The sequence below is a fragment of the Frondihabitans sp. VKM Ac-2883 genome (assembly GCF_015350875.1).
Taxonomy (GTDB): Bacteria; Actinomycetota; Actinomycetes; order Actinomycetales; family Microbacteriaceae; genus Frondihabitans.
In genome coordinates this window covers 178009-198769 of record NZ_JADKSF010000002.1, presented here as the reverse complement: position 1 = coordinate 198769, position 20761 = coordinate 178009, and the positions used below count along the sequence as shown (strand labels likewise).

The 20761-nt window shown below is 68.3% G+C and carries 16 protein-coding genes; 8 read left to right on the top strand and 8 right to left on the bottom strand.

From position 1 onward, the window contains the following. Position 1: 1 nt before the first annotated feature. The 3 genes from ITJ49_RS04445 to ITJ49_RS04435 are packed head-to-tail and all read left to right on the top strand — an operon-like array spanning position 2 to position 4361. Complete coding sequence (locus tag ITJ49_RS04445; protein ID WP_194601914.1) at positions 2 to 1021, top strand: carbohydrate ABC transporter permease; 1020 nt, start codon at positions 2 to 4, stop codon at positions 1019 to 1021. After that, the gene (locus ITJ49_RS04440; protein WP_194601911.1) at positions 1018 to 1890 is read left to right on the top strand and encodes a carbohydrate ABC transporter permease; all 873 of its coding nucleotides are present in this window, start codon (positions 1018 to 1020) and stop codon (positions 1888 to 1890) included. The genes ITJ49_RS04445 and ITJ49_RS04440 overlap by 4 nt, the downstream gene beginning before the upstream one ends. Then, positions 1887 to 4361, top strand: a complete 2475-nt coding sequence (locus ITJ49_RS04435) for a glycoside hydrolase family 3 N-terminal domain-containing protein (RefSeq protein ID WP_194601908.1) — start codon at positions 1887 to 1889, stop codon at positions 4359 to 4361. Before ITJ49_RS04440 ends, ITJ49_RS04435 begins: the two co-directional genes overlap by 4 nt. Before the next feature lie 51 nt (positions 4362 to 4412). Here ITJ49_RS04435 and ITJ49_RS04430 read toward each other — a convergent pair whose 3' ends face one another. The 4 genes from ITJ49_RS04430 to ITJ49_RS04415 form a co-directional block, all read right to left on the bottom strand. Beyond that, positions 4413 to 5408, bottom strand: coding sequence for an acetylxylan esterase (locus ITJ49_RS04430; RefSeq protein WP_194601906.1), 996 nt, complete (start codon positions 5406 to 5408; stop codon positions 4413 to 4415). A gap of 117 nt (positions 5409 to 5525) precedes the next feature. After that, positions 5526 to 7001 carry a xylulokinase gene (xylB, locus tag ITJ49_RS04425; protein WP_194601903.1) on the bottom strand — a complete coding sequence of 492 codons (1476 nt, stop codon included), beginning with the start codon at positions 6999 to 7001 and terminating at the stop codon, positions 5526 to 5528. A gap of 9 nt (positions 7002 to 7010) precedes the next feature. Then, on the bottom strand, positions 7011 to 8204 hold the full coding sequence (gene xylA / locus ITJ49_RS04420) for a xylose isomerase (protein ID WP_123941261.1): 1194 nt from the start codon (positions 8202 to 8204) through the stop codon (positions 7011 to 7013). 196 nt (positions 8205 to 8400) lie between these two features. Continuing rightward, positions 8401 to 9123 (bottom strand): SDR family oxidoreductase, encoded by a 723-nt coding sequence (locus tag ITJ49_RS04415; protein ID WP_194601900.1) that lies wholly within the window; start codon positions 9121 to 9123, stop codon positions 8401 to 8403. A gap of 126 nt (positions 9124 to 9249) precedes the next feature. On the opposite strand from ITJ49_RS04415, the gene ITJ49_RS04410 reads away from it, so the two are divergent. Further along, the gene (locus ITJ49_RS04410; RefSeq protein WP_194601897.1) at positions 9250 to 9648 is read left to right on the top strand and encodes a MerR family transcriptional regulator; all 399 of its coding nucleotides are present in this window, start codon (positions 9250 to 9252) and stop codon (positions 9646 to 9648) included. A 51-nt stretch (positions 9649 to 9699) separates the two neighbouring features. Here ITJ49_RS04410 and ITJ49_RS04405 read toward each other — a convergent pair whose 3' ends face one another. Together ITJ49_RS04405 and ITJ49_RS04400 are read right to left on the bottom strand one after the other, a co-directional pair. Beyond that, complete coding sequence (locus tag ITJ49_RS04405; protein ID WP_194601893.1) at positions 9700 to 10878, bottom strand: ROK family protein; 1179 nt, start codon at positions 10876 to 10878, stop codon at positions 9700 to 9702. Between the two features lie 7 nt (positions 10879 to 10885). Beyond that, a complete protein-coding gene (locus ITJ49_RS04400; protein WP_194601891.1) occupies positions 10886 to 11908 on the bottom strand; it encodes a LacI family DNA-binding transcriptional regulator in 1023 nt (340 codons plus the stop codon). A gap of 243 nt (positions 11909 to 12151) precedes the next feature. Between ITJ49_RS04400 and ITJ49_RS04395 the strand changes: the two genes are divergently transcribed. The 4 genes from ITJ49_RS04395 to ITJ49_RS04380 all read left to right on the top strand — a co-directional run bounded on the left by ITJ49_RS04395 (position 12152) and on the right by ITJ49_RS04380 (position 17468). Continuing rightward, positions 12152 to 14185, top strand: a complete 2034-nt coding sequence (locus tag ITJ49_RS04395) for a beta-galactosidase (RefSeq protein ID WP_370544367.1) — start codon at positions 12152 to 12154, stop codon at positions 14183 to 14185. Continuing rightward, positions 14182 to 15111, top strand: a complete 930-nt coding sequence (locus ITJ49_RS04390) for a carbohydrate ABC transporter permease (RefSeq protein ID WP_194601885.1) — start codon at positions 14182 to 14184, stop codon at positions 15109 to 15111. The genes ITJ49_RS04395 and ITJ49_RS04390 overlap by 4 nt, the downstream gene beginning before the upstream one ends. An 89-nt stretch (positions 15112 to 15200) precedes the next feature. Then, complete coding sequence (locus tag ITJ49_RS04385; RefSeq protein ID WP_123942315.1) at positions 15201 to 16034, top strand: carbohydrate ABC transporter permease; 834 nt, start codon at positions 15201 to 15203, stop codon at positions 16032 to 16034. A 102-nt stretch (positions 16035 to 16136) separates the two neighbouring features. Then, entirely contained in the window at positions 16137 to 17468 is a 1332-nt protein-coding gene (locus ITJ49_RS04380; protein WP_194601882.1) for an ABC transporter substrate-binding protein, read from the top strand. An 88-nt stretch (positions 17469 to 17556) separates the two neighbouring features. On the opposite strand, the gene ITJ49_RS04375 is transcribed toward ITJ49_RS04380, so the two are convergent. Beyond that, positions 17557 to 18483, bottom strand: coding sequence for an SDR family oxidoreductase (locus ITJ49_RS04375; protein WP_194601878.1), 927 nt, complete (start codon positions 18481 to 18483; stop codon positions 17557 to 17559). Between the two features lie 51 nt (positions 18484 to 18534). Then, entirely contained in the window at positions 18535 to 20721 is a 2187-nt protein-coding gene (locus tag ITJ49_RS04370) for a sensor histidine kinase (RefSeq protein ID WP_194601874.1), read from the bottom strand. Between the last annotated feature and the right edge of the window lie 40 nt (positions 20722 to 20761).

Below are 20761 nucleotides of genomic sequence, written 5' to 3'. Positions count from 1 at the left end.
TATGAACACCACCGTCAAGACACCGTCTCCGGCCACCTCGGCCGAGGCGACGACGGCGGGGAGCGGTGCGCGACGCGCGCCGCTCCCCGCCGGGAGGCGCGGGGCGCGGAAGGCGGCCGACTGGCGCCAGCGCTTCGAGATCGCAGTCCTCTCCGGCCCAGCCATCGTCGTCTTCGTCGCCTTCGTGATCGTTCCGGTCGGCATGGCCGCCTTCTACGGTTTCTACAAGTGGCAGGGCTACGGGCCGCCGACCGACTTCGTTGGACTCGACAACTACAAGATCATCTTTACCGACAGTGCGTTTCACGAAGTGCTGTCGCACAACGGCTTCATCGTGGTTCTGTCGCTGATCGTGCAGGGTCCGGTCGCCATCGTGCTGGCTCTCCTGCTGAACCAGAAGATTCGCGGTCGCGGGCTGATCCGCGTGCTCATCTTCGTTCCGTACGTGATCTCGGAGGTCATCGTCGGCACCGGCTGGAGCCTGATGCTCCAGACGAACGGGGCCGTCAACGATCTGCTCGCCGACATCGGGCTCGGTGCGCTCAAGAGCGACTGGCTCTCCGACCCGAAGATCGCCATCTGGAGCCTCCTGGTGATCATCTCGTGGAAGTACATCGGCTTTGCCGTCATCCTCTTCCTCGCCGGGCTGCAGAGCATTCCCGAAGAGCTCTCCGAGGCCGCCATGATCGACGGGGCGACCTACTGGCAGATCCAGCGGAGTATCACGCTCCCACTGCTCGGGCCGACGATCCGCATCTGGGCCTTCCTGTCGGTGATCGGCTCACTGCAGCTCTTCGACCTCGTCTACATCATCTGGGGCCAATACATCGCCTCGACGGCGGGCACCTCCACGATGGCGACCTACATGGTCGCGAACGGCCGCAATTCGGGCAACTACGGCTTCGGCAACGCCGTCGCCGTCGTCATGTTCGTGATCTCGCTCGCCATCGCCCTCATCTACCAGCGGTTCGTGCTCAGCCGTGACACGGCGGGCGCGCTCACCGAAAGGCCGAAGAAATGACCGCACTGACCTACCGCGCCGGCGCGCAGCGCTCCCGCGGTCGACAGAAGGCGGGTGGGCGCGGCACTCCCGCGACCTACTTCATCGCCCTCCTGTTCATCAGCGTCAGCTTGGCACCGGTGCTCTACATCGTGCTCGGCGGGTTCCGCACCAACGCTCAGATCACGACGAACCCCGCGGGCCTTCCCGGCCCGTGGGAGATCGGCAACTACGTCGACGTGCTGTCGAGCTCGATCTTCTGGCGGCAGCTCGGCAACTCGGCGATCGCCGGTTTCGCAACGACCATCGGCGTCGTCGTGCTCGGCCTGATGGTGAGCTTCGTCCTGGCGCGCTACAGGTTCCGCGGGCGAGGGGCGATGTACGCCCTCTTCGCCGCCGGGCTCATGTTCCCGATCACGGTGGCGATCACTCCGCTCTACCTGCTGATCAAAGACCTCGGCCTCACGAACAGCCTGGCCGGCGTGATCCTGCCGCAGATCGCGTTTGCGCTGCCGACGACCGTCATCATCCTGGTGCCGTTCCTCCGCGCCATCCCCGACGAACTAGAAGAGGCGGCGTCGATCGACGGCGCGAGCCGTCTCGGCTTCTTCTTCCGCATGATCGTGCCGCTGTCGCTTCCCGGGGTCGTGACCACCGGGATCCTCGCCTTCATCGGAAGCTGGAACAGCTACATCCTGCCGCTGTTCATCTTGAACGACGAGGGCAGCTACACGCTGCCCCTCGGCGTTCAGGCCTTCGCCTCGCAGTATTCGGTCGACACCGCCAAGGTGCTCGCCTTCACGTCGCTGTCGATGATTCCGGCTCTGATCTTCTTCACGATCTTCCAGCGCCGCATCGTCGGCGGCCTCACCGGGGCGGTGAAGGGATGACCACCACCGACGACATCCGTGCGGTCCCGGCCGCCTCCCTGCCCGCCTGGCCCGAGGTCTCGAGCCGCGTCGCCGACCTCCTCGCCTCGATGACGCTCGAAGAGAAGCTGGCGCAGATCGTCGGCTACTGGCTCGACCAGAACGGCGTCGTCGCGCCGATGCAGGGTGAGATGGCGGGCGATCAGGCTCCCGCGACCTCCCTCGCGGAGGTGACTCGCAACGGCATCGGGCACTACACCCGGGTATACGGCACCCGACCTGTCGACGCCGAGGAGCGCGCCGCCTGGCTCTGGGGCGAGCAGCGGCGTCTCAAGCGCGAGACTCGTCTGGGCGTCCCGGCTCTCGTCCACGAAGAGTGCCTCACCGGGCTGGCCGCCTGGAAGGCCGCCACGTTCCCCACGCCTCTGGCCTGGGGTGCGTCGTTCGACCCCGAGCTCGTCGAGCAGGTCGGTGCCGTCATCGGCGAGTCCATGCGCGAGCTCGGCATCCACCAGGGGCTGGCACCGGTGCTCGACGTCATCCGCGATCCCCGTTGGGGTCGCGTCGACGAGTGCATCGCCGAAGATCCGTACTTGGTCGGCACGGTCGGGACGGCCTACGTCCGCGGGCTCCAGAGCAGCGGCGTGCACGCGACGCTCAAGCACTTCCTCGGCTACTCGGCATCGCAGTCCGGGCGCAACCACGCTCCGGTCCACGCCGGACAGCGCGAGATCGCCGACATCTTTCTGCCGCCCTTCGAGATGGCGCTGCGCGACGGGGGTGCCCGGAGCGTGATGAACTCTTACGCCGAGATCGACGGCGTTCCGATGGCGGCTCACGCCGACTATCTGACGAGGATCCTGCGCGACCACCTGGGCTTCGACGGCGTCGTGGTCGCCGACTACTTCGCCGTGGCCTTCCTCGAGGTCATGCACCGAGTCGCCGCCGACCGTGGCGAGGCAGCCGCCCTGGCGCTCGAGGCGGGCATCGACGTCGAACTGCCGACGGGCGACGCCTACCTCAGTCCCCTCGCTGACCGGATTCGCTCCGGTGCCTTCGACGAAGCGTATGTCGATCGGGCAGTGCTCCGGGCGCTCGCGCAAAAGGAGGAGCTCGGTCTCCTCGAACCGGACGTCTACGACGACGAGCCGCCGACCGGCGTCGACCTCGACTCGCCTCGCCATCAGGAGCTCGCCCGGCGCCTGGCGGCCGAATCGATCGTGCTCCTCTCGAACGACGGAACGCTGCCGCTCGTCGGTGGCGCCTCATCGGCTTCGCCTCGGATCGCCGTCGTCGGACCCAACGCCGACCGGGCCGAGGCGCTCCAGGGCTGCTACTCGTTCGCCAATCACGTGCTCGCCAGTCACCCCGACCTGCCTCTGGGGTTCGACGTGCCGACCCTGCTGGAGGCGCTTCCGGGTGCCCTTCACGCGGCCGGGGCTTCAGAGGCCGACGTGAAATCGGCCCGCGGCTGCGACGTCGAGGGAACCGACACCTCGGGCTTCGACGAAGCTGTGGCGCAGGCCCGCGAGGCCGACGTCGTCGTCGCCGTCGTCGGCGACCAGGCGGGACTATTTGGGCGCGGCACCGTCGGCGAAGGAAACGACGTCGAGTCGCTCGAGCTGCCCGGCGTGCAGCGCCAGCTCGTCGAAGCCCTCGTCGCCACCGGCACGCCCGTCGTGCTCGTGCTGATCACCGGTCGCCCCTACGCGATCGGCTGGGCTCTCGACGGAGAATCGACAACGCGGCCCGCGGCCGTCGTGCAGGCGTTCTTCCCGGGGGAGGGCGGGGGGCTCGCGCTCGCCGACGTTCTCGTCGGGGCGGTCAACCCGTCGGGCCGTCTGCCGATCTCGCTTCCGCGGTCAGCCGGGGCGGAACCGGCGACGTACCTGCACCCGCCGCTCGGCGGCGCATCCGACGTGACCTCCGCCGACTCGACACCGGTGCGGCCGTTCGGCTTCGGCCTGTCGTACACCTCGTTCGACTACGCCGACCTCGAGGTGCCCGGCAGCGTGCCCGCCGGCGGGCTCTTCGATGCCGCAGTGACGGTGACGAACACGGGCGCCCGGGCGGGCACCGACATCGTGCAGCTCTACGGTCGCGACCTGCGGGGCTCCGTGACGCGGCCCGTCGTACAGCTTCTCGCCTACGCCCGGGTCGACCTCGCCGCGAGGGAGTCGGTGCGAGTCGTCTTCACCGTGCCGACAGCGCGCTTCGCCTTCAGCGATCGGCGCCTCGTGCGCATCGTCGAGCCGGGAGACACCGAGATCTGGGTGGGTTCGCACGCCGGGGCGACCGAGACGCTCGGCGGCGCTCCTGACGCGGTGGACGAGACGACGGGCGGGGTGATCGTGAACGAGCGCAGGGTCGCCGCCACCGAGATCGCCGGGCTGGCCACGAAACGCGCCCGCCTGACAATCTCGGGCGACGTGCACGAGGTGACCGCTGCGGATCCTCGGATCGTGACCTGGACGGTCGAGCGCCAGGGCTAGTCAGAGTCGCGAGCTCGTCAGAGCCAGAAGCTCGTCAGAGCCGGGAGCTCGTCAGAGCCGGGAGCGGAGATAGGCCACCTGCGTCAGCCAGTGGTGGCCTGCTCCGCCCTCGTGGCCGTTGTACGGGAACACCTCGATCGTCTTATCGGTCGAGGCGAGGGCGTTGTACGCGGCGAAGGTCGTGCGGGGCGGAACGATCTCGTCCATCAGCGCAACCGAGAACAGCGCGGGGGTGCTGAGGCGCTTCGCGAAGTTGACGCCGTCGAGGTAGCTGGCTGTGGTCCACACCATCTCGGTTTGATCGCGATGCACCGACAGGTAGCGGACGAGCTCCTGGTACGGGTCGCTGAGGGCAACGGCCGCGCCGTTCTCCCAGTCGCAGAGGAACGCGACGTCGGGCATCGTGGCGACGAGGTGGCCGCCGTGCATCGCGTGCAACGCGGTGGCAGCGATCGCGATGCCGCCGCCCTGGCTTCCCCCGGTCGTGGCGATGCGGTCGGGGTCGACGAAGTCGAACGTCTCGACGACATCGAGCAAGCGGAGCGCGTCGGTGTAGACGCGCCGGTAGTAATGGTCACGAGGATCCGCGATCCCGCTAGTCATCCACCCGGCGACCTGCGCCCCCGACCCGTGCGGATCGGGGGTATCGCCGCCGGTACCCCAGCCGCTGCCCTGCCCGCGCGTGTCCATGAACACATGCGCGAAGCCGGCCAGCGCCCAGGCCGTGTGCTCGGTCGGGAGCCCGCGGCCGCCGTTGTAGCCGTTGAATTCGACGACGGTCGGCAGCCTCGTGCCCTCGGGGCGGCGGGGCCGTGTGACCCAGGCGCGGATCGGTTCGGCGCCGAAGCCCGGATACGTCAGGTCTTCGACGATCAGCTCGGTCACCGGGGTGTCGGCCGGGCGGAGCGTCGCGGTCGCACCGGAGTCGGCGGCCGCGGAGCGCGCTTCGGCGATGGTCTCTCGCCAGAACGCCTCGAAGTCGGCGGGCTCGCGCACGTCGGGTCGGTAGTCGCGGAGCTGATCGAGGGGGAGGTCTGTCAGGGGCACGTCGGTGTGGTCCGTTCTCGGATGCAGGGGGTCTCGCAGCAGAATATCGAGACTCCAGAAGTTGCGGGTCCCCGGAGATCAGACCCGCAACTACTGGAGTTTCGCGACCAGACGAACTCAGGAAAGCGACCCAGCGGCGCGGTAGCTCTCCAGCACACCGGGGTGCGGATCCGCGGCGATCACCACGCTGGCCAGCTCCCAGGTCGGACGGCTGCCGGTGAGGAGCCAGGCCGCCTGCACCGCAGCCCCGAGAGCGACGTATTCGCCGGCCTCGGGCACGGTGATGTCGCGCCCGAACACCTGCGCCGCGATCGCGCGCACCGCCGAGTTCTGCGCTGCACCACCGATCAGGAACAGCCGCTCAACGGTCGTGCCGGTTGCCTCGATCGCGGCGAGGCCGTCGGCGAGGCTGCACAGCATGCCCTCGATCGCGGCGCGCGCCAGGTGGGGGCGCGACATGGTCCTCGGCGTCATGCCGGTCAGCGATGCGGTCGCCTCAGGGCGGTTCGGGGTGCGCTCGCCGACGAAGTACGGCACGAGCACGAGGCCGTCGCTGCCCGGAGGGGCCTGCAAGGCCAGGGTGCCGAGCTCGTCGTAGTCGACCTCGAGCACTCCGGCGAAGACGTCGAGCACCCGGGCGGCGTTGAGAGTCGTGACGATCGGAAGACGAGCGGTCGTCGCGTCGGCGAATCCGGCAACCGTGCCGGTCTCGTCGGAGGTCGCTGTCTCGCTCACGCCGAAGACCGTGCCCGAGGTGCCGAGCGACACGGCGATGTCACCGGCGCCGAGCTGCAGGCCGAGGGCCGCGGCGGCGTTGTCGCCGGCGCCCGCGCCGATGCGAAGCCCCGCGGGGGCGAGAGACGAGGATCCCACGGTGACGTCTCGATCGAGCGCACCGAGTTGCTGATCGTAGCGGGTGACGCGGGGCACGACGACCGCTGCCGGGGTGCCGTCGGATCCTGCGACCCGAAGGGGTCTCCCGAATGCGAGCTCGAAGAGGCCGCTGTCGTACTGGTCGGTGGTGGGGTCGAAGTAGCCGGTTCCGCTCGCATCCGACCGGTCGGTCGCGAGTGCGTCGAGGTCGGGGCCGAGCGGCGACTCGCCCTCGGGGCCGTAGCCGCGGAGGCGCCAAGAGAGCCAGTCGTGGGGGAGTGCGACGGCGGCGACTCGCGCCGCGTTGTCGGGCTCGGCGTCGCGGAGCCAGCGGAGTTTCGTGATCGTGAAGCTCGCCACCGGAACCAGGCCGGTACGGGTCGCGAAGTCGGCGGCTCCGACCTCGGTAGTGAGATCGGCGGCCGCCTGGGCGCTTCGGGTGTCGTTCCAGAGGAGCGCGTCGCGCACCACGTGGCCCGCGGCGTCGAGGGCCACGAGCCCGTGCTGCTGACCGCCGATCGAGATCGCGCCGACGTCGCTGAGGCCACCGGCGCCATCGAGAGCCTCGCCGAGGGCGCGCCACCACTCGGACGGCGCCACCTCGGTGCCGTCGGGGTGGGCGGCGCGCCCCTGGCGGACGATCTCGCCGGTGGCGGGGTCGACGATAAGTACTTTGCAGCTCTGCGTCGACGAATCGACCCCCGCCACCAGCTGTGCCATCTGCTGTGCCTAGCCCCGGGCGCCCATGAGGTGCTCGACAGCCAGCTGCTGCAGGCGGACGAAGCCGAAGCCCTTGGCGCCGAAGTAGCCATCGGCGTCGAACGACTCGTACGCCGAGGTGTCGGCGAGGAGCTGGTCGTAGGTCTCGCCCTGGTTCAGCGTGGGCGTGCGCAGCTCGTCGACCTTGGCGGCGGCGAGAGCCTGCTGCACCTCGGGGTCGGCGCGGAATGCCGCCGCGCGCTCCTTGAGCAGCAGGTACATGCGCATGTTGGCAGCGGCCGAATCCCACACGCCGGTGATGTCTTCGGTGCGGCTCGGCTTGTAGTCGAAGTGGCGCGGGCCGGTGTAGGCCGGGACCCCGCCGGGGCCGCCGTTCTCGAGCAGGTCGACGAGCGAGAACGCGTTCTGCAGGTCGCCGTGACCGAAGACGAGGTCTTGGTCGTACTTGATGCCGCGCTGGCCGTTGAGGTCGATGTGGAACAGCTTGCCCGAGTAGAGCGCCTGGGCGATGCCGGCCGTGAAGTTCAGGCCCGCCATCTGCTCGTGGCCGACCTCGGGGTTCACGCCGAACAGCTCGGGCTTTTCGAGGGTGTCGATGAAGGCGATCGCGTGGCCGAGGGTCGGCAGCAGGATGTCGCCGCGGGGCTCGTTCGGCTTCGGCTCGATGGCGAACTTGATGCCGTAGCCCTTGTCTTCGGTGTACTGCGCGAGGAGGTTGACGGCCTCGCGGTAGCGCTCGAGAGCGGCCTGAACGTCTTTCGCCGCGTCGTACTCGGCGCCCTCGCGGCCACCCCACATGACGAAGGTCTCGGCACCGAGCTCGGCGGCGAGGTCGACGTTGCGGAGCACCTTGCGGAGTGCGAAGCGACGCACGTCGCGGTCGTTCGAGGTGAAGCCGCCGTCTTTGAAGACGGGCGCGCTGAAGAGGTTGGTGGTGACCATCGGCACGACGATGCCCGTCGACGCGAGAGCGCCCTTGAGGCGGTCGATCTCGGTCTGGCGCTCGGCGTCGGTCGAACCGAACGCGAAGAGGTCGTCGTCGTGGAAGGTGAGGCCGTAGGCGCCGAGCGAGTCGAGCTTCTCGACCGCCTCGACGACGTCGAGCGGGGGCCTGGTGGGGCCGCCGAACGGGTCTGAGCCGTTGTAGCCGATGGTCCAGAGACCAAAGGAGAACTTGTCGGAGCGAGTGGGCGTCGTTGCCATGGGGTCACCTTCGTGAGATTTGTTGGGGCGTCCAACAAACTACGTCGGATCCCCCTCTCGCGCAAGCGGCTGGCCTGCCGAGGTTTGCTCGGCGGACTGTTTCACGCATCGCTCACCGACGCGACGGTAAGCGATGCGTGAAACGGTCCGCGAAGCGCGAACCGATCCTGGCGAGCAGGATCCGGCCCCACCGCGATCAGCCGGGCAGGTTTGCCTCGAGCTGGGCGTAGAACGCCGCGGGGTCTCCTCCGAGCGACGCCTTCACCATCGCGCTCCAGTCGTCGACGACCACTTCAATCGCGCCGGAGGCGAGCCCTGCGAGCGAGGCGCGCGGCACGTCGCGCGGGTCGATCATGGGCCCCTCGTAGCCGGCCATGATGTCGGTCGCCGCGGCGCCGAGGTGTACGCCCTGGACGAGTGTGCCCTGGGCGGAGAGCTCTTGCCTAACGGCGTTCGTCATGTTCCATTCGGCTGCTTTGGCGGCGGCGTAGGCGCCGTTGCCGGGGTAGGAGAACCACGAAAGCGCCGACAGGATGTTCACGACCGCCCCGCCGCCGTTCGCCCCGAGGATCGGTGCGAAGGCTCGGGTCACGTGGAGGGTGCCCCAGAAGTGGGTGTCCAGCTCGCGGTGGATGTCGTCGAGGTCGCCGGTGATGACCGGCGTGGACGTGGAGATCCCGGCGTTGTTGACGAGAAGGGACACGTCGGGGGCTGCGGTGGCCGCGGCCGCGATGGACTCCTGATCGAGGAGATCGACGCGGAGCGGGACGACGCGGTCGTCGTCGAAGTCGATCGTCTCGGGGCGGCGGCTAGCCGCGTAGACCCTAGCCGCGCCCTGGTCGAGGAGTTCGAGGATGAACTGGCGTCCGATGCCGCGATTGGCTCCGGTGACGAGGGCGGTCTGTCCGGTGATGTTCATAAGGTTCCTTCGTTGCAATGTGGTGCGAATCGGCTCGAATGCGAGCCGGCACGAACTACGCTAAAAGGTGACGTTGACGTCAAGGGCAAGTGTTTGAAGCATCAATTTTTCTTGAAAGGTCCCGCAATGCGAATTGGCGATGTCGCTCACCGCTCCGGCGTCAGCGCTCGAGCTCTCCGCTACTACGAAGAGCAGGGCCTCCTGCATTCCGAGCGGACGGCTGCGGGCCAGCGCGTTTACTCCGAAGCCGCCGTCGAGCGGGTGCAGCTCATTCAGCAGTTCTTCTCGGCGGGGTTGCCGAGCCGCACCATTGCCCAACTGCTCCCGTGCGTCGACACGGGAACGTCGTCGCCCGAGGTCTTCGCGCTTCTGGCAGACGAACGTGCGCGCATCACCGAGTCGATGGCGGCGCTCGCCGACGCCCGTGACGCTCTCGATCGGATGATCGAGATCGCGCACTTCCCGACTCCCGAGCACTGTCCGGCACTGCGTGAGCCGATCGTGGAGCCGCTACTGCAGCGCTGACAAGGAGACGGGCCGGGCCGATCGTGGGCTCGGGGGCGTCCGGTCGGGCTCCTACAGCGAGTCGAACAGCGCCGCGAACGGCAGCTCGGCGGCACCGATCAGCAGGAGGTCGGATCCGAGCTGCGAGCGGGCGATCGCCACGGGGTCGACGGCCGGGAGGGAGTGCCGCGCGACGCCGGCCCGGATCCTGGGCAGGTCGACTGCCGCGAGACTGCCGAGAAACCCGCCGAGCACGATCCGTTCTGGGTCGAGCAGGTTGACGGCGCTGCCGAGCGCAATCGCCAGTGCGTCGATCTGCCGCTCGACCTCTGTCCGCACCTCGTTCACCGGCGATGCTTCGGCGGACACCGCCGCGAGCAGGGCCTTCTCGAGTTCGTCCGGATTTGCCGCGGTGAGGCCGAGCACGCGCAGCAGGTCGCTTCGACGCACGTCGGATTCGAGCGTGCCGCTGAGCCCGGCACTGTCGATGCTGCCGGCGGGGCGCACCGAGAGGTGGCCGATCTCGCCAGCATGACCGTTGCGGCCTCCAAGCGGAGCTCCGCCAGAGATGATCCCGCCGCCGATGCCGCTCGATCCGCCGTTGACGTAGACGAGGTTGTCGGTGTCGCGGCCGGCGCCGAAGGTCCATTCGGCGCGGGCGCCGAGGGCGGCGTCGTTGGCCGCGTGCACGGGCAGCCCCGTCGCGTGGGCGAGGAGCGACCCGAGCGGAGCGTCGCGCCAGCCGAGATGCGGAGCGAATCGCACGTGGGCGTCGCTCGTCCGCACGATGCCGGGAATCGCCAGACCCAGCCCGACGACCTCGTGCGCCGGCTCGAGGGAGGCGCAAAGCTCGCCCACCGCAGAGCCGATCAGGGTGACCGCCCGGTCGACGTCGGGGATGCGTGCCAGTTCGATCCGCCGGCGCGTCAGCACGCGTCCGCCGAGCAACACCGCGCCGATGGTGATGGCGTCGATCTCGGGGTTCGCGGCGAGGGCCACGGTGCGGTCGCTCGGACGGGCGATCAGGCTCGGCCGGCCGACCTGGCCCGCGGCGCGGCTGTCGTCTTCGACGGCGAGACCGCGCTCGGTCAGCTCGGTGACGAGGACGCCGACGGTGGAGCGGTTGAGCCCGGTCAGCCTCGTCAGATCGCTTCGGCTGGTCGGCGTGACGTGGATCCTGCTCAGGATCCGAGACAGGTTGCGCGACCGTCCCGGATCGTCGCGCCTCAAAGGCTTCTCGTGCTCTGTCATCGGCCGGTCACGCGCTCTCGCGCCAGACCACCTCGGTCGGCAGGATGAGGTCACGCTCGAAGTCGACGGTGCCGGAGAGCTGGTCGAGGACCTGCTGGGCCGCGCGGCGCCCGAGGGCCTCGGCCGGCTGGCGGACGGTCGAGAGCGCGGGGGTGCAGCGCACCGCCCACGAGCTGTCGTCGAAACCGATGATGCCGAGCTCGTGGGGGATCGAGATTCCGCGGCGCTGGAGCACGTCCATTGCTCCGGCCGCCACGGCGTCGGACGCGGCGAAGACCCCGTCGATGGTCGGGTCGATGTCGAGCAGCTCTGCCATGCCCTCGGCACCGGCCGCGTAGCTGTAGAACGGGTGGCGGACGACGAGTCGCGGGTCGTAGGCGTCGCCCAGGGCCGTGGCGAAACCCATCAGGCGGTCTTGCCCCGAGTCGCGATCGAGCCCGGAGGCGAGCATGCCGATGCGGCGGCGCCCGGTCGCCACGAGGCGGCGGACGATGGCCTCGGCTGCGGATTTGTTGTCGATGCCGATGTAGGGAATGTCTGGGGCGTCGGGCGGGTGCCCCACGAACGAGGCGGGCAGGTGCATCTCGGCGATGGCGTCCGAGATGGGGTCGCCGGTGCGCGCCGACAGGATGATGGCGCCGTCGACGAATCCGCCACGGAGGTACTCGACGACGCGGTCGCTGTCGCGCTGCGAGTCGATCATCAGGGTGACGAGCTGGTGGTCGGCCTGCGAGAGCACGGCGTTCGTGCCGATCAGGATGTTGCCGATGTTGGGGTCCTCGAGCACGAGCGAGTGCGGCTCGTGCACGATGAGGGCGACGGCCCGCGATCTCTGGGTGACGAGGTTGCGCGCCGCCGCGTTGCGCACGTAGCCGACTTTGGCGACAGCCGCCTCGACAGCCTGCCGGGCGGTCGCCGAGACGTAGGGCTCATCGTTGAGAACCCGGGAGACGGTACCGCGCGAGATGCCCGCCTCGGCGGCCACATCGTGAATGGTGGCGCGTCGTCCCCCTGCATTTCGACCGGCCATGTGGTCACCCTACTGGAGGGATTCGCCGGGCGCGGGCCTTGTTCCGCCCGCGGGCACGACCGATTTTTTGACAAATCGGCGAGAGTGGGTTTTACTCTGTGAACGTTCCCAGAAAATCTCCGGATCTCCGATTCGGCGCGCTCTGTGAACGATCACAGAACCATGTGTGTGAACCTTCACAGTCGAGGGGGCCAACCGGCCGATCGACGAGGGGGAGCACCCGTCGACGAAGCCGAGGACCCCGTGCTGACCCAGACCCACCCGCAGACGACCGCACTCGGTCTCGGGCTCTCCGGTCTCGTCTTCGGATGCGACTACAACCCTGAGCAGTGGTCGCCCGAGACCTGGATCGACGACGTCGCCCTGATGCGCGAAGCCGGGGTCAACCTCGTCGCCATCAACATCTTCGGCTGGTCGCACATCCAGCCTGCTCCCGGCGAATTCCGCTTCGACGACCTCGACACGATCATCGACCTCCTTCACGCCAACGGGATCGGCGTCAACCTCGGCACCGGCACCTCGTCGCCGCCGCCGTGGGTCACCACGAGGCACCCCGAGGTGCTCCCGCAGGCCGCCGACGGCACCACGCGCTGGCCGGGTGGACGACAGGCCTACTGCCCCAGCTCACCCGTCTTCCGCGAACTCGCGCTCGAGCTCGTCCGTGCAACCGCCGAGCGCTACGGCGAGCACCCCGCCGTCCGCCTCTGGCACGTGTCGAACGAGCTCGGCTGCCACAACTCGCTCTGCTACTGCGACAGCTCGGCCGCGGCGTTCCGCGTCTGGCTCGAAGACCGCTACGGCGACGTCGAGGCGCTGAACACGGCGTGGGGAACGGCCTTCTGGAGCCAGCGCTACTCGTCGTTCGCCGAGATCCAGCCGCCGCGGGCGACCCTGTCGTTCATCAACCCGATGCAGACAATCGACTTCCATCGCTTCAGCTCCGACGAGCTCCTGGCCCACTACCGCGCCGAAGCCGAGGTCATCCGCCGCACGAGCTCGATCCCGGTCACCACGAACTTCATGGTCGCCGCCCACATCAAGAACCAGGACTACTGGTCGTGGGTCGACGACATGGCCGTCATCGCGAACGACCACTACCTCGACCACCGTCTGGCCCGCCCGCACGTCGAGCTCTCGTTTGCGGCCGACACGACCCGGGGCCTCGCGGCGGGCGCGCCGTGGATCCTGATGGAGCACTCCACGAGCGCCGTCAACTGGCAGCCGCGCAACCTGACCAAGGGGCCGGGCGAGATGGTCCGCAACACATCGGCCCACGTGGCCCGTGGCGCCGACGGGGTCTGCTTCTTCCAGTGGCGCGCCTCGGTCAAGGGCACCGAGAAGTTCCACTCCGCCCTGCTGCCGCACGCCGGCACCTCGTCGCGCGTCTGGAACGAGTCGGTCGCGCTGGGCGCGCTCGTCTCCCGACTCGGCGAGCTCCGTGGCTCGCGGGTGGTCGCCGACGTCGCCTTCGTGTTCAGCTGGGAGAACTGGTGGGCGGCCGACCTCGAAGCCCACCCCACCTCCGACTTCTCGTACATCGATCAGGTGCACCGCCTCTACGCCGCCCTCTGGGATCTCGGTGTGACCGTCGACGTCGTCGCCCCGGGCGCCTCCCTCGACGGCTACTCGGTCGTCGTGGTGCCGAGCCTCTACCTCGTGCGCGACGAGCACGCGATCGCGATCGAGGAGTTCGTCGAGGCCGGCGGCTCGGCGCTCGTCACCTTCTTCAGCGGCATCGTCGACGAGACCGACTCGGTGCGGACGGGCGGCTATCCCGGCGCGTTCCGCCGCCTGCTTGGCGTGCGCACCGACGAGTTCTCGCCCCTCGACCAGGGCGACACGGTCGCGATCTCCGACGGGGCGACGGGATCGATGTGGTCGGAGCCCCTCGAGCTCGAGGGGGCAGAGCCGGTCTCCCTCTACGAGACGGGACGCTTCGCCGGACGGGCCGCGGTCACGCGCAACCGACGGGGCCGGGGGAGCGCCTGGTACGTGTCGACCGTCTTGGATCCTTCGGCTCTCGAAGCCGTCGTGGCAGCCGTTCTCGACGGGGCCGAGGTGCACCGCCCGACCGGCGTCGACGCCTCCGCCGACGTCGAGGTCGTCCGCCGCGTCTCGGCCGACCAGGAGTGGGTCTTCGTTCTCAACCACGGCGACACGGCCGTCACCCACGACCACGAGGGCTACGACCTCGTTACCGAGCAGGAGCTCAAGGGCCGCATCGAGCTCCCTGCGGGCGGCACCCACATCATTCGTCAGAACAGGAAGGCATCATGACCGTCATCACCTCGCGACGGCGAGCTGCGAAAGCGGACGCCCAGGGGCCAAAGCCGAAGGGCGGGTTCCGCTACCGCACGGCGGTCGCGATCTTCGTCGTGCCATTCGCCGTCCTGTTCGTCGCCTTCTACCTCGTGCCGATTCTCTACGCGGTCTATCAGTCGCTGCTCAAGATCCAGCGGCAGGGCACATTCGGCGCGCCGACGCAGGTTTTCGGTGGGCTCAGCCAGTACGTCCTCGTCTTTCAGGACAGCGTGTTCTGGTCGTCGATCCTTCGGGTGCTGGCCTTCGGAATCGTGCAGGTGCCGGTCATGCTGGCCCTCGCGCTGCTCTTCGCGCTCCTGCTCGATTCGCCGCTCCTCCGCGGCAAGCGCTTCTTCCGGCTCGCGTTCTTCGCGCCGTACGCCGTGCCCGGCGTCATCGCCGCGATCATGTGGGGCTACCTCTACTCGCCGAGTCTGTCGCCGTTCAAGTTCGTCACCGGCAACGTCGACCTGCTCGGCGGCGGCACGATCCTCTGGGCGATCGCCAACGTCGTCACCTGGGTCTACGTCGGCTACAACATGCTGATCATCTACTCGTCGCTGCTCGCGATCCCGACCGAGATCTACGAGGCAGCTCGACTCGACGGTGCATCGCAGTGGCGGATCGCCATCGCCATCAAGATCCCGCTGGTGGTTCCCGCCATCATCCTGACGGCCGTCTTCTCGGTCATCGGCACGCTGCAGCTGCTCACCGAGCCGCTCGTCTTCCGCCAGTTCACGTCGAGCATCTCGTCGACCTTCACCCCGAACATGCTCGTGTACTCGACCTCGTCGGTGCCGAACTTCAACCTCGCGGCGGCCTTCAGCGTCGTGCTCGCCGTCGCCACATTCATCCTGTCGATCGGGTTCCTCCGGTTGACCCAGCGGAAGGCCGACCAGTGAGCGTCGACGCACCCCTTCGTCCGGCCGAGACCTTCGACGACAAGACCACCCGCGCTCCCAAACGGGGTCGGGGGCCCCGCGAGAGCGTCATGTCGCGCTCGGCGGCGATGCTCATCATGGGCGTGTTCACGCTCTACTTCCTCATCCCGATCTTCTGGCTGCTGGTGTCGTCGACCAAGACGCTCGACAACTTCAACACCAGTGCGGCCCTCTGGTTCACCCCGTCGTCGCTCCAGGACGGCATCGCGAACATCGGCCGCCTCTTCACCTACGACGGCGGTATCTTCCCCCGCTGGATGCTCAACAGCATCGTCTACGCGACGGTCGCCGGCGGCCTCGGCACGATCCTTTCGGCGATGTGCGGCTACGCCCTGGCGAAGTACCGCTTCTGGGGCCGCGAGGCACTGTTCAACATCTTTCTCGGCGGCGTGCTCGTGCCCGCCACGGCGCTGGCGCTCCCGCTCTTCCTGATCTTCTCGAAGGTGCAGCTCACCGACACGTTCTGGGCGGTCTTCCTGCCGAGCATCGTGAGCCCGTTCGGCGTCTATCTCTGCCGCATCTACGCGTCGTCGAGCGTTCCCGACGAGATCATCGAGGCGGCGCGCATCGACGGCTCCGGCGAGGTCCGCACCTTCTTCACCGTGGCGATCCGTCTCATGTCGCCGGCCCTCGTCACCGTGTTCCTGTTCCAGTTCGTCGCGATCTGGAACAACTTCTTCCTGCCGCTCGTCATGCTGCGCACGCAGTCGCTCTTCCCGGTGACCCTCGGCCTCTACACCTGGAACTCCAACGTGAGCCAGTACCCCGAGCTCCGCACGCTCGTCCTCGTCGGGGCGTTCGTGTCGATCATTCCCCTCCTGATCGCCTTCCTGAGCCTCCAGCGGTTCTGGCGCAGCGGTCTCGGAGCCGGCGGCCTCAAGTAGTCCGGTCGCCACCCGTTCCACCCTCCCGCAAGGCAACAACGTCGTTCCCTCCCGTGCCGGTCGATCCGATCCGCCACGCACAGCACCCCGATTGGAAATCACATGAAGAAATCGAAGCTCCTCAGCGCCGCGGCCGTCGCCGTGGCCGCAACCATCGCCCTCGCCGGGTGCAGCGCCGGCTCGGGAGCCGGTGATTCAGGATCCGACACGGCCGCGTCCTGCAAGGCGTCCACCGGCAAGGTGACCCTCAACTTCACCAGCTGGGTTCCGAACATGGACAAGGTCGTCGCTCTCTGGAACAAAGAGAACCCGGACATCCAGGTGAAGGTCTCCATCGTCGCCAACGGAAACAGCGGCACGTACAAGAACTTCTTCAACCAGCTCAAGGCCGGCAACGCCCCTGACATCGGACAGGTCGAGTACGACACCCTCCCCGCGTTCCGCGTGCAGGACGGCCTGGCCAACATCGCCTCCTGCTCCGGCGTGAGCGACGCCAAGGCCGACTTCTCCGACGGACTCTGGAACCAGGTCACCTTCGGCGAGGCGAACAGCGTCTACGCCATTCCGCAGGACTCGGGCCCCATGGCCCTCTACTACCGCAAAGACCTCTTCGACAAGGCCGGCCTCTCGGTACCGACCACGTGGGCGGAGTATGCCGCCGACGCGGTCAAGATCAAGGCTCTCGGCGGCAACATCACCAACTTCGCCAAGGGCGACGTCAACCAGTTTGCCGGTCTCGTCTCGCAGGCCGGTGGCCAGTGGTTCTCGACCGACGACGGCACCTGGGACGTCAACCTGACCTCGGCCGAGTCGACCAAGGTCGCCGACTACTGGCAGGACCTCATCTCGAAGAAGCTCGTCAACACGCTTCCGAGCTTCACCGACGAGTGGAACAACGCCTACAACACCGGTCAGGACTGGACCTGGGTCTCGGCCGTCTGGGGCGCGAACACGATCTCGAGCGGCGCTCCGAAGACGAGCGGCAAGTGGGCGGTGGCGCAGATGCCGCAGTGGACCGAGGGTGACAAGGCATCAGCGGCGTGGGGTGGATCCTCGTCCGTCGTCTTCAAGGGCAGCAAGCACCCGGCCGAGGCGTCGAAATTCCTGGTCTGGCTGAACACCAGCAAAGAGGCTCTGACCGCACTGAACAAAGAGGCGAACCTTTACCCCGCCTCGAGCACCGGCGCCGACCTGCCGGCTCTGACCTCGGGTGTCGAGTTCTACGGCAACCAGGCCATCTACAAAGACTTCGCCACCGCGGCGGAGAACATCCAGCCCTTCACCTGGGGCCCGACCATGACCCAGACCTACAGCGACGTGTCGGACGGATTCGGCTCGGCCATCTCGGGCTCCGGAACCCTCTCGGACGCCCTGTCGTCGGGTCAGACGAAGACGATCGCGGCCCTCAAGGCGCAGTCGATCGCGGTCAAGTAGCACCGACTCACCACTGACTCACCACTGAAAAGCGGTCGCACCGGGGCTCGAAGCCCGGGTGCGACCGCTTTTGTGTGCGCTGCAGTCGCTACGGCGTCACCATGCCGCCGTTGACGTTGAGGGTGTCGCCCGCGACGAAGCTCGACTCCGCGCTCGTCAAGAAGACGTACGCGGGTGCGATCTCTGCCGGCTGCCCTGCGCGGCCCATCGGCGACTCGCTCGAGCCGAACTCGGGCAGGGTCTCGGGGTCGACGCCGCCGGTCACCTGCAGCACCGACCAGGTCGGGCCAGGAGCGACCACGTTGACGCGGATGCCCTGCGAGACGAGCTGCTGCGCGAGGCCCTTCGAGAAGTTGTTGATCGCGCCCTTGGTGGTCGCGTAGTCGAGTCGGTCGGGTGCCGGCACGTAGGCCTCCAGCGACGCCGTGTTGACGATCGTCGACCCGGGCTTCAGGTGCGGGAGCGCCGCCTTGATGATCCAGAACGGCGCGTACACGTTCGTCTTGAAGGTCTGGTCGAACTGCTCGTCGGTGATGTCGAGAATGCTCTTCTGCCACACCTGCTTGCCCGCGACGTTGACGATGGCGTCGAGCCCGCCCATGCCGTCGACGGCCTGCTGCACCAGCGAACGGCAGTGCTCAGGATCCATCAGATCACCGGGGACCGCGACCGCACGTCGGCCTGCCGCCTCGATCTGCTCGATGACGTGGCGTGCGTCGGGCTCCTCCTCGGGCAGGTACGACAGCGTCACGTCGGCGCCTTCGCGGGCGAAGGCGATGGCGACGGCCGCCCCGATACCGGAGTCGGCGCCGGTGATGAGCGCCTTGCGGCCGGTCAGGCGTCCGGTGCCACGGTAGCTCGTCTCACCGAGGTCGGGAGTCGGGGTCATCTGTGACTGCAGGCCGGGCTCCGGCTGCTGCTGCACCTCGGGGTGGATGTTCGGATAGCGCGTGGTCGGGTCGCCGAACTCGTACTGGTCTGCGGGGGCTTTTTCTGACTCGTCGTGGTGTGCCATGCAGTGCACGGTACTCAGGTCTCGCGCGGCTCGCGCGGCAGGGTCGTCTGCCTAGGCGGCGAGCCCGACACTGTCGGGATGGGGGATGGTGAGCCACAGGTCGACCTCGTCGTCGGAGTCGAGGCCGAGGGCGGCCGCCGTCTCGTCGGGCGTGGACGCGACGATGGTGATGGCCGTGTCGGAGTCGGGTTGACCGGTTCGGATCACGATGCGACTGGACCGGAGCGGCTCCAGGTGACGAGCCACATCGTCGAGAAGTGCGTCGAGGGTCATCGGCGCCATCTCGTGGAGGCCTCCGTCGTCGAGGATCTGCACGAGAGTGCCTCGTCGGCGGTGCTCGAACACGACCCGTCGGATGGCATCGTTGAGAAGGGCGCGGCCGCGGATCTCGTCGCGAAGGGCCTGTTCGAGGACTCGGCACTCCGCTCGGTCAGCGCCGTCGAGCTCCCCACGGGTGTCGATGATGCGCCGGAGCATCGGAGCGGAAGTGCTGCCGGCGTGCAGGAGACGGTGGTGCCGCTCACTGTCGAATGCATCCAGCTCTGCCTGCCTAATCGTGAGGTCGCGGTGCTTCCTGGCCGCGAGGTCGGCCGCGGCGGCCACTTTCCGGATCGCACGGTGGATGAGCAGCCCGGCGATGACGATGACGATCTCGCCGGCGAGGCCGAGGCGGATGACGCCGGTGGGTCCGGCCCAGAGCGTCATCTGAGTGACCAGGGCTGTGACGGTGACGAGGGGAGGAAGTCGGCGACCGGCCATCCAGCCCATGGTCGCTCCGGCGAGGACGCCGCAGGTGTAGCGGGCGATGGACGCGGAGTCGAAGTCGCTGGCATCGAGCCCGATCGTCGCGATGCTGCAGAGGAGGACACCGACCCCGGCTGTGCCCCACGCCGCTCGGTCGGACATCTTTCCTTGCTTCGCTCCTCGGATCAGGGTGGGCAGGATGAGGAGGCCGAGGACCGAGGAGGCGACGGAGGCGTAGGCGTGGGTGACGAGCACGGCGTCGGCGGTTGCTATCAGGACGGCGATCACGATCAGGGCGCCGAAGAGCCTGTAGAGGACTCGCCTCGGGATGGCGTGGAAGAGTAACTCACCCGGCTGTCGGGTGAGGGGCGCCTCAGCGCGGTCGGGGTGCCATTCCAGGGTCACTGTGGTGCCCATTCCCAGAGACGAGCGGATCGTGGCCGAGCCACCGACCTGACGGAGGCGTTCCAGGATCGAGACCCGGACACCCAACCGTTCCTGTGGGATCCTTCCGCTGTCGAATCCGACGCCGTCGTCGGAGATGGTAATGCGGATGCCGCCGTCGTCGAGGAGGGAGCCGGCCGCCGACCTCGCGGCTGAGCGGCCAGCGTGAGCGACGCTGTTGGTCAGAGCTTGCAGGGTGGCGGAGACGACTGCATCGGCGACGTCGGACGGAAGCTCTGCGACATCGAGCTCGGTCAGGTCGAAAGAGACGAGGTCATCGAAGGGAGCCCGCTCGGTGCCCGCCTCCGACCACGCGACTCCGAAGGGAACGAGCGCCGTGTGCCCGTGCGGGTGGCCGCTGGTGGACGAGACGAGGTCGAGGGCCGCCCGGGCCATGTTCGTTGCCCGCTCGGGTACGTGGTTTCCCGCCGCGGCCAGGAAAGCTGCCAGGACGGTGTCGTGCAGGAGCGCGTCCGTGCGGACTCGTTCCGCCTCCGTCGCCACCTGATGCTGCTGGCGCTCGAAGAGGAGTTGGGCCTGGAGTTCTGCCGCATCGGCCTGATCGGCCCGTGCGCGCAGAGCCCGGACGCCGGCGATGAGACCCACCGCGAGCAGCAGGAGGCCGATGGAGGTGATCAGGGTGTGACTGAGGGGGAACCGGTCGGCATAGACGCAGGCCAGAGCCGCGTCGATGCCGGTACAGATCGCTGCCGCGCGCACCGGGTCCGTCACGACGAGCACCGTGCAGCTGAAGGCGATGAGCGAGAGACCGAGGAGCCAGGGCGTCGATCCTTCCGGCAGTCGCTCGCGCAGAGTGAACGGCTCGATGAGGAGCAGCCCCACGTAGGCAGCGATGGGGATCCAGAGACCCGCCCGAACGCGGCTTGATCCGTGGGCCAGCGCGAGCGGCAGGGCGGCAACCATCACCCCCGCTAACACGAGAGCGGCGAGGATGAGCGGGAACCACAGTTCTGGGCGATGGTCGTCGAAGAACCTCGGCAACGCGAGGAGGACGAGCAGCAGCGCGACGACAGCGAGGGTGGCAGCCATGCCGCGCTCGACCCCATCTCGAAGCGAAGGGGCCGTGCCC

Excerpts from the sequence above, each read along its gene's own strand:
- ITJ49_RS04445 (WP_194601914.1), top strand. The coding sequence starts at position 2 with ATGAACACCACCGTCAAGACACCGTCTCCGGCCACCTCGGCCGAGGCG.
- ITJ49_RS04440 (WP_194601911.1), top strand. The coding sequence starts at position 1,018 with ATGACCGCACTGACCTACCGCGCCGGCGCGCAGCGCTCCCGCGGTCGA.
- ITJ49_RS04435 (WP_194601908.1), top strand. The coding sequence starts at position 1,887 with ATGACCACCACCGACGACATCCGTGCGGTCCCGGCCGCCTCCCTGCCC.
- xylB (WP_194601903.1), bottom strand. The coding sequence starts at position 7,001 with ATGGCACAGCTGGTGGCGGGGGTCGATTCGTCGACGCAGAGCTGCAAA.
- xylA (WP_123941261.1), bottom strand. The coding sequence starts at position 8,204 with ATGGCAACGACGCCCACTCGCTCCGACAAGTTCTCCTTTGGTCTCTGG.
- ITJ49_RS04415 (WP_194601900.1), bottom strand. The coding sequence starts at position 9,123 with ATGAACATCACCGGACAGACCGCCCTCGTCACCGGAGCCAATCGCGGC.
- ITJ49_RS04410 (WP_194601897.1), top strand. The coding sequence starts at position 9,250 with ATGCGAATTGGCGATGTCGCTCACCGCTCCGGCGTCAGCGCTCGAGCT.
- ITJ49_RS04405 (WP_194601893.1), bottom strand. The coding sequence starts at position 10,878 with ATGACAGAGCACGAGAAGCCTTTGAGGCGCGACGATCCGGGACGGTCG.
- ITJ49_RS04400 (WP_194601891.1), bottom strand. The coding sequence starts at position 11,908 with ATGGCCGGTCGAAATGCAGGGGGACGACGCGCCACCATTCACGATGTG.
- ITJ49_RS04390 (WP_194601885.1), top strand. The coding sequence starts at position 14,182 with ATGACCGTCATCACCTCGCGACGGCGAGCTGCGAAAGCGGACGCCCAG.
- ITJ49_RS04385 (WP_123942315.1), top strand. The coding sequence starts at position 15,201 with ATGTCGCGCTCGGCGGCGATGCTCATCATGGGCGTGTTCACGCTCTAC.
- ITJ49_RS04380 (WP_194601882.1), top strand. The coding sequence starts at position 16,137 with ATGAAGAAATCGAAGCTCCTCAGCGCCGCGGCCGTCGCCGTGGCCGCA.
- ITJ49_RS04375 (WP_194601878.1), bottom strand. The coding sequence starts at position 18,483 with ATGGCACACCACGACGAGTCAGAAAAAGCCCCCGCAGACCAGTACGAG.
- ITJ49_RS04370 (WP_194601874.1), bottom strand. The coding sequence starts at position 20,721 with ATGGCTGCCACCCTCGCTGTCGTCGCGCTGCTGCTCGTCCTCCTCGCG.